The organism is Monashia sp. HAY1-2A (genome assembly GCF_056755315.1).
The window spans coordinates 1-8,432 of the sequence record NZ_JBNDHY010000176.1; the positions used below are offsets into that span (position 1 = coordinate 1).

The window sequence follows — 8,432 nt, forward strand, 5'->3', positions numbered from 1 at the left end:
TCCGTCGTCGGCAGCGTCAGATGTGTATAAGAGACAGAGGTGGTCGGGGCCCGCGTCGATGGTTCGCACCGCATCGTCAGCGCCGCTTGCGCTTGACCTTCTTGCCGCGGCGGTCGGCGCGACGCTCGACCGGCTGCTGGTCACCGGTGACGACGGCTCGGCCGTCCTCACCCGGAGCCGAGTAGCGCAACGCTCCGGACCGCTGTCCGTCGGTGTGGTCGACGCCGGACACACGCACGCCGGAGCCGAAGGCGCCCACACCCTCCGGGGCGGCGGGCTCGGCCCCGCCGTGGGCGTCCGGTTCGGCGGCGGCACCGGTCCGGTCGTCGGTCACCGGTGCGCTGCGGTCGGCGGTCGCTGCGGCGACACCACCGACGAGGTCCGAGACCGACATCGGGGCCGCGCCGACCTTCGCGGGCTGCGGCGCCACCTGCACCTCGACGGAGAACAGGTGTGAGACCGACTCCTCCTTGATGGCCTCCATCATTGCCTCGAACAGCTGGAAGCCCTCCCGCTGGTACTCGATGAGCGGGTCGCGCTGGGCCATGGCGCGCAGCCCGATGCCCTCCTGGAGGTAGTCCATCTCGTACAGGTGCTCGCGCCACTTGCGGTCCAGCACCGACAGGACGACGCGCCGCTCGACCTCGCGCATCGTCTCGGCGCCGAGCGACTCCTCGCGCCGGTCGTAGGCGTGGTGGGCGTCGGAGAGCAGCTGCTCGCGCAGCAGGCCCGCCGAGATCGACTGGCGGTCACCGGCGAGGTCCTCGATCTCCTCGATCGTCACCGAGACCGGGTACACCTGGCGCAGGGCTTCCCACAGCTGCTCGAGGTCCCAGTCGCCAGCGAAGCCCTCGGCCGTCGCGGCGTCGACGTACCCGCCGACGACGTCGTTGACGAAGAGGCGCAGCTGCTCGTGCAGGTCCTCGCCCTGGAGGACGGCGCGGCGCTCCTCGTAGATGACCTGACGCTGGCGGTTCATGACGTCGTCGTACTTGAGGACGTTCTTGCGGATCTCGTAGTTCTGCGCCTCGACCGCACCCTGCGCCTTCTGGATCGAGTTCGTGACCATCTTGCTCTCGATCGGCACGTCGTCCTCCATGCCGGCGGTCTGCATGAAACGGTCGACGATGCCGGCGTTGAACAGGCGCATGAGGTCGTCGTGCAGTGACAGGTAGAACCGCGACTCGCCCGGGTCCCCCTGGCGGCCGGAACGACCGCGCAGCTGGTTGTCGATGCGGCGGGACTCGTGCCGCTCGGTGCCGAGGACGTAGAGACCACCGAGCTGGGTGACCTCCTCGTGCTCGGCGGCGACCGCCTCCTCGGCGGCGGCGAGCGCCTCGTCCCAGGCCGCCTCGTACTCCTCCGGCGTCTCCTCCGGGTCGAGGCCGCGGCGCTTCAGCTCGGCGACGGCCCGGAACTCGGAGTTGCCGCCGAGCATGATGTCGGTGCCTCGACCGGCCATGTTCGTCGCGACCGTGACGGCCCCCTTGCGGCCCGCCTCGGCGACGATCGCGGCCTCGCGCTCGTGCTGCTTGGCGTTGAGCACCTCGTGCTTGATGCCGCGCTTCTTCAGCTGCTGCGAGAGGTACTCGCTCTTCTCGACCGACACGGTGCCGACGAGGACGGGCTGGCCGGCCGCGTGCCGCTCGGCGATGTCGTCGACGACGGCGTCGTACTTGGCGATCTCCGTGCGGTAGACGAGGTCCGGCTGGTCGATGCGGATCATCGGCCGGTTCGTCGGGATCGGGATGACCCCGAGCTTGTAGATGGAGTTCAGCTCGGCGGCCTCGGTCTGGGCCGTGCCGGTCATGCCCGAGAGCTTGTCGTACATGCGGAAGTAGTTCTGGAGGGTGATCGTGGCCAGGGTCTGGTTCTCGTTCTTGATCTCGACACCCTCCTTCGCCTCGATCGCCTGGTGCATGCCCTCGTTGTAGCGGCGGCCCGGCAGCATGCGGCCGGTGTGCTCGTCGACGATGAGGATCTCGCCGTTCATGACGACGTAGTCCTTGTCCTTCTTGAACAGCTCCTTGGCCTTGATGGAGTTGTTGAGGTAGCCGATGAGCGGGGTGTTGACGGTGTCGTAGAGGTTGTCGATGCCGAGGACGTCCTCGACCTTGGCGATGCCCGACTCGAGGACGCCCACGGTGCGCTTCTTCTCGTCGACCTCGTAGTCGCCCCGACCGTCCTCGCCGCGGTGCAGGCGCTGGGCGATCCGCGCGAACTCGACGTACCACTTCGTCGCGAGGTCGGCCGGACCGCTGATGATGAGCGGCGTGCGGGCCTCGTCGATGAGGATCGAGTCGACCTCGTCGACGATGCAGAAGTGGTGGCCGCGCTGGACGAGCTCTGCGGGCTCCCACGCCATGTTGTCGCGCAGGTAGTCGAAGCCGAACTCGTTGTTCGTGCCGTAGGTGATGTCCTTGGCGTACTCGGCGCGGCGCTGCTCGGGCGTCATCGAGGCGAGGATGCAGCCGGTCTCCATGCCGAGGGCGCGGTGGACGCGGCCCATGAGCTCGGACTGGTACTCGGCGAGGAAGTCGTTGACCGTGATGACGTGCACACCCTGGCCGGTGAGCGCGTTGAGGTAGCTCGGCAGGGTCGCGACGAGCGTCTTGCCCTCGCCGGTCTTCATCTCCGCGACGTTGCCCATGTGCAGCGCGGCGCCGCCCATGAGCTGGACGTCGAAGTGACGCTTGCCCAGGGTGCGCTTGCTCGCCTCGCGGACGGCGGCGAAGGCCTCGGGGAGCAGCTGGTCGAGGGTCTCGCCGTTGTCGAGCCGCTCGCGGAAGCCCTTCGTCTCGTCCCGCAGCTCCTCGTCGGTGAGCTTCTCGAAGTCGGCCTCGAGGGCGTTGACCTGCTTGGCGATGCCCTGGAGCTTCTTCAGGGTCCGGCCCTCGCCGGCGCGAAGCAGCTTCTCGATGACGGCCATCTGGTGATCTCACTCCCGACTGAACGTGTGGGCTCGCCCGGTGGGCGGGCTCCATCGCCCGCGATGGGTCACGGGACCCGCCTAGGCTAACCGTCCCGGCGACTCTCCGACCAACGCACACCCGCCCCGGTCGGTTCCGGGGCGGTTCCGGATCGGCTCGAGGATCGGTGCCGCCGGCGCGGGTGACGTGTCAGGGCGCCCCGGCCCAGCCCGGAGGCAGGTCGACGCGCTCGAGACCCAGCCACTGCGCCATGGCCTCGAGGTTGCGCACGAGGGCGCTCCGCGCGTCGGCGGGCGCGCCGGGTTCCCACGAGACGCCGGGACAGCGGAGCACGCCCGCGGCGCGGTCGGCCTTGAGGTCGCAGCGAGCCACGAGCGCGTCGCCGTGCAGGAAGGGGAGCACGTAGTAGCCGTGGACGCGCTGGTGGGCCGGCGTGTAGATCTCGATGCGGTAGTGGAAGTCCCACAGGTCATGGATCCGCTGGCGCTGCCACACGAGCGAGTCGAACGGGCTGACGAGCGCCTCGGCGTGGACCCGCCTGGGCAGCCGCGCGTCGGCGTGCAGCCATGCGGGCCGCCAGCCGGGCACCTCGACGGGGACGAGCTCGCCGTCGGCGACGAGCCGGGCGATGGCCGGTCGCGCGTCCTCCCGCTTGATCCGGAAGTAGTCGGCGAGGCACAGCTCGGTGCCGACGCCGTGGGCGCGAGCGGCGATCCGGACGAGCTCGACGTACCGCTCGGGGTCGGCGTCGGGGCCCGGGCGCTCGAGCCAGGCGGCGCGCTGCGCCGGCGGGGCCGTCGCGGCGAGCGAGGCGTACCGACGCTCGAACTGGGTGGTCCGCCCGGCCGAGCTGATGCGCCCGGCCCAGAAGAGGTACTCGAGCGCCTGCTTGACCTCCGACCAGTTCCAGCCCCAGTGGTCCGTGCGGCGCGGCTGGTCGTGCTCCAGGGCGGCCTCGACCTCACGCGCCGTCATCGGCCCGCGCGCGACGACCTCGGCCTCGACGAGGTCGACGAAGTCCGGACGCTCGGCGAGGATGCGCCGCATGCCGCCCCACGCCTTCTCGGCGGCCGCGCGCATGCGCGGGTCGAGCAGGGGCCACGTCGAGGGCGGGATGAGGCTCGCCTCGTGGGCCCAGTACTCGACGAGCCGGCGCGGAGCCCGGTCACGGGCGCGGTCGAGCAGGGCCGGGTCGTAGGGCCCGAGGCGGGAGAAGAGCGGCAGGTACTGGCTGCGGGCAAGGACGTTGACGCTGTCGATCTGGATGACGCCGACCCGGTCGATGACGCGCTGCACGTGGCGCATCGTCGCCGCGAACGGCTCGGGACGCGGGTCGAGGAAGCCCTGCGCGGCGATGGCGACGCGTCGGGCCTGGGCGCGGCTGAGCCGGCGCGGGGCAAGGGTCACGGGCGGTGCACGTCCTCGGCTCGTGGGCCTCAGTCCGGGTCGATGAGCCGCTGGCGCACGGCGTACATCGCCGCCTCCATCCGCGAGTGCATCTGCAGCTTGTCGAGGATGTTGCGGATGTGGTTGCGGACCGTGTTCTCGGAGATGAACAGCTCGGTGGCGATCTCGCGGTTCGTCCGGCCCTTGGCCACGAGCCGCAGGATGCCGAGCTCGCGCTCGGTCAGGCGCGGCGCCTCGAGGCCGCCCGCGACGGCCGGGACGGAGTCGCGCTGGCTGATCGCGGCGAACTCGTGCAGCAGCTTGGAGGCCATCAGCGGCGACAGGAGCGACTGCCCGTCGTGCAGCTTGCGGATGCCCTCGGCGACCTCCTCGGGCGGGACGTCCTTGAGCAGGTAGCCGTTGGCGCCGGCCCGGACGGCCTCGAAGAGGTTGGCCTCGTCGTCGGAGCTGGTCAGCATGAGGATGCGGGCGGAGGGGATGCGCTCCCGGATGGCCCGGCAGGCGTCGATGCCGCCGCGCTTGGGCATGCTGACGTCCATGACGATGACGTCGGGGGCCTTCTCCTCGGCGACGGTGACCGCCTCGACGCCGTCGGCGGCCTCGCCGACGACCTGGATGCCGTCCTCGGTCTCGAGGACGGTCTGCAGCCCGCGGCGGTAGAGCGCGTGGTCGTCGACGATGAGGACTCGGATCACGTCCGGAGGCGGGTTCACCCGCCCATCCTGTCAAAGCGTGCCGACAACGCACGCCGGCGCGCCTTTCGACGCGCTGGCCAGGCACTGGCGACGCACTGGCGACGGCCCGGCGATGGACCGGCCGTCGTGGCGGGCCACGTGACGGAGGCGCCGCCCGCTCGTGCGGACGGCGCCTCCCCGTGCGTGCCGGTGCGTACCGGTGCGGCCTTCGTGGCGCGAGCCGTCAGCCGGTGGCGGCGACCTCCTGGTCGGTCTCGAGGTGCAGGACCCCGTAGCTCCACCCCCGGCGCCGGTACACGACGCTGGGGCGGTCGGTGTCGGCGTCGTGGAACAGGAAGAAGTCGTGGCCGACGAGCTCCATCTGGTTGACGGCGTCCTCGAGGCTCATCGGGGCGGCCGTGTGGATCTTCTCGCGGACCTCGATCGGCGAGTTGCCCATGGCTCCGAAGCGGTCGAGGTCGTCGATGCGACCGTCGCCGTTGGCCGACTCGGGCGCGGAGGGCTCCCCCGCTGCGTCGATGCGTGCCGTCGCCTGTGCAACCGACTCGGGGACCCGGCGACCCCGGCTCACCTTGCGCTTGTCGTGCACCCGCCGCAACCGGTCCATCAGCTTGTCGACGGCAGCGTCGAGCGCGGCGTACTTGTCGTCGAGACAGGCCTCGGCGCGGATCACGGGGCCCTTGGCCCGGCACGTGATCTCGACCTTCTCGGACCCACGGGCTACCCGCTCGTGGGTGACGACGACATCGATGCGGTGCACCTTGGGGGCGAGTGCGGGCACCTTGGCCAGGCGCTCGTCCAGCTGCTGACGGAATCGGTCGGGGATCTGGACGTGACGCCCAGTGACGACGATCTCCACGGTTCCTCCTTGATCGCGCACGGCTTCTTCGTGCGGCGCAGGCTGCTGCTCCGGGCCAGGCCACGCGCGGCCGGCCCACTGACGGGTCGACACCACCCCTTCCGCTGGTCACGCCTCCGGTCGGACGGGGGGCCGAGCCCAGCTGCCGTACCCCGGAGGACGGGGTTCCTGACCCGACCCTACTTCGGCGGCGACACCGGTGGGAAGCAGTTCCCGGGACTACGACGGACTTCACGTGGGCCGCCCCGACGCAGGACCCCGCCGGCGGGTCCTCGGGGCGGGTGTGGCCGCCACGGTGGCGCCGACGACCGCGACGGCGCCACCCTCGTGGAGGGCCCGAGCGGCCTCGGCGAGCGTGGCACCCGTCGTCAGGACGTCATCGACGACGACGCAGCGTCGTCCGCGGATGACCTTGTGCCACAAGGGTTTGACCACCATCGAGCCGGCGAGGTTGCGACGTCGGGCGGCCCGGTCGAGGCCGGTCTGGTCGCGCGTACGGCGGGTCGGCTCGAGCGCGCACGCGAGCCGGACCGGTACCGGCGAGGAGGGCCCGGGCCTCGCCGGCGACACGCCGAGCGCGTGGGTCGCCAGAGCGACGAGCGGCGTGTCGCCGCGGGTCCGCTCCGCCCGTCGTGACGACGGCACGGGGACGACGAGGACTGGCCCGCGGGACCACCCCGACTCCCGCACCGCGGCCTCGAGGGCTGCGGCGAGCAGGGGCGCGAGGACCGCCTCGACGTCGCGCCGCCCGTGGTCCTTCCACGCCGGGACGGCGTGGCGCAGCGGCCCGTCGTAGGGGCCCCAGGCCCAGACCGGCGGCAGCCCGGCGGGCGCGCGCGGCGGGACGACCTGCGGGGCGTGGGCGCCCCCGGCGAAGGCCAGACCCGGGAGCGCGAGCTCGCAGCGCCGGCACCACGCGCGTCCGGGCCTGCGGCACCCGGCGCACTCGACCGGCAGAACGAGGTCGGCGAGCGGCAGGAGCAGCCCGGCGGCGAGCGCCCGGACGCGGCCGGCCACCTCGGGCGGGACGGGCACCACCCCATGACACCGCGTCGACACGGCCGCTGCCGGCCTCTGTCGCGGGCCTGTGGACGCCTCGCGCCCGGGCCGGGGGGTGTGGAGGAGCGCCGGTGCGCCGGTCAGCCGCCCGGGACGAGGACGTCGCTGCCGTTCTCGATCCTGCGCCAGGTGGACCCGGCGCGGACGAAGACGTGGTCGTCGGAGGTGATGACCACGAGACCGCGGGGACCTCCGACGGTCGTGATGCGGACGGCACCGGCCACCGCTCCCAGCCCGGCGGTCGACTGCCGGCGGCCGTCGATGCCGGCCCCCAGCGTCCCGGTCCACGGATGCATGCTGCCGCGCGCGCCCTCGGTGCCGAGCACGGCGTAGGACACCGGACCGAGCCAGGTGACGTCCTGCAGCTGGGTCAGTGACTGGGCCTGGCGCTCCGGCGTCGTCAGGGACAGGGGCTCGCCGTTGGTGGACCTGACGATGCCGGTGAGCCCCAGCTGCTGGTCGCGACCGAACCGGTCGGTGCTGATGACGAGCGCGCGGGACGCGTCGGCCGAGACGCTGAGCGCGACGACACGGCGCCCCGCCAGCCAGGGCGCGCTGATCGCGCGCGGCCGCGCCGCGGGGTCCTTCGAGACGCTGTCGAGGACGTAGACGTGGTCGGCACCGTCGCCGCCGCTGCCGGCGATCCACAGGTAGCCGCTGTTGTCGTAGGACGGACGCGTCAGCGAGGTCGCAAACGGCGCGAGGAACCGGGTCTCGGCCGACGCGCTCCAGATCGACAGCTCGGCTCGGCCGGTGGACACGGCGGCCAGCTGCTTGCCGTCGACCGACAGGGCGAGGGCGGTCCACGTGTCGGGGACGCGCGCGATGTCACCGTCGCGTGGCTTGAGGTCGGGTCGCCTGGCGCCGTTGCCGGTGTCGGACACGTAGGTCGGGTCGATCCGCGTGACGGAGTCGCCCGAGCGCAGCAGGGCGGTGTCCTGCGCCGGGCGGGTCACGGTGTCGAAGCCGAGGTCGGTCGCGGCCCCGACGGTGGTCAGGCCGCCGGGCAGCTCGAGCGGGGTGCCGGCCACGGCAAGCGACACCGACGAGACCGTCGGGACCTGCCGCAGCGTCTCGGTCAGCTGCGCCCACAGGGCGGCGCGCCCGTCGGGGTCCGCCGAGAGTGCCTGGGTGCTGAGGTTGACCTGCGCCTGCCCGTTCTCGACCGGCACCGCGTTCACGGCGAGGCGGGTGCCCGGCGGCGCCGCGGTGGCGACGGCGCCGCCGAGGTAGGCCGGCACCGGCGACAGCTGCGCGCGGGCCAGCGTCGTCGGCAGCCGCGAGCCGATGGGGAACCAGCGCGAGTCGGGCACGAGGTCGCGACCGGTCCTCGTCACGTAGTAGACGAGCTGGTTGGTGTAGATGCGCTCGAACTGGTCGGTGTCGAGCCACAGCCCGAAACCGCGGGGCGGCAGCTCGATGCGCCACTCCCCCCGCACCTTCGTCAACCCCAGGACCATCGACACCCGCGTGCCCGGCTCC

The 8,432-nt window shown here is 72.2% G+C and carries 6 protein-coding genes; all 6 read right to left on the reverse strand.

The window, feature by feature from the left end:
* Window positions 1-76: 76 nt before the first annotated feature.
* Window positions 77-2,929 (reverse strand): preprotein translocase subunit SecA, encoded by a 2,853-nt coding sequence (gene secA / locus ACPYOM_RS19135; RefSeq protein WP_481347175.1) that lies wholly within the window; start codon window positions 2,927-2,929, stop codon window positions 77-79.
* Between the two features lie 190 nt (window positions 2,930-3,119).
* Window positions 3,120-4,337 carry a winged helix-turn-helix domain-containing protein gene (locus tag ACPYOM_RS19140; RefSeq protein ID WP_481347176.1) on the reverse strand — a complete coding sequence of 406 codons (1,218 nt, stop codon included), beginning with the start codon at window positions 4,335-4,337 and terminating at the stop codon, window positions 3,120-3,122.
* Window positions 4,338-4,366: 29 nt separating this feature from the next.
* Window positions 4,367-5,050, reverse strand: coding sequence for a response regulator (locus tag ACPYOM_RS19145; RefSeq protein WP_481347177.1), 684 nt, complete (start codon window positions 5,048-5,050; stop codon window positions 4,367-4,369).
* A 205-nt stretch (window positions 5,051-5,255) separates the two neighbouring features.
* Window positions 5,256-5,891, reverse strand: coding sequence for a ribosome hibernation-promoting factor, HPF/YfiA family (gene hpf, locus ACPYOM_RS19150; protein ID WP_481339797.1), 636 nt, complete (start codon window positions 5,889-5,891; stop codon window positions 5,256-5,258).
* Window positions 5,892-6,122: 231 nt separating this feature from the next.
* The gene (locus tag ACPYOM_RS19155) at window positions 6,123-6,926 is read right to left on the reverse strand and encodes a ComF family protein (RefSeq protein WP_481347178.1); all 804 of its coding nucleotides are present in this window, start codon (window positions 6,924-6,926) and stop codon (window positions 6,123-6,125) included.
* Between the two features lie 104 nt (window positions 6,927-7,030).
* A partial coding sequence (locus ACPYOM_RS19160; RefSeq protein WP_481347179.1) for an LpqB family beta-propeller domain-containing protein occupies window positions 7,031-8,432 on the reverse strand: 1,402 nt, incomplete at its 5' end.

Excerpts from the sequence above, each read along its gene's own strand:
- secA (WP_481347175.1), bottom strand. The coding sequence starts at position 2,929 with ATGGCCGTCATCGAGAAGCTGCTTCGCGCCGGCGAGGGCCGGACCCTG.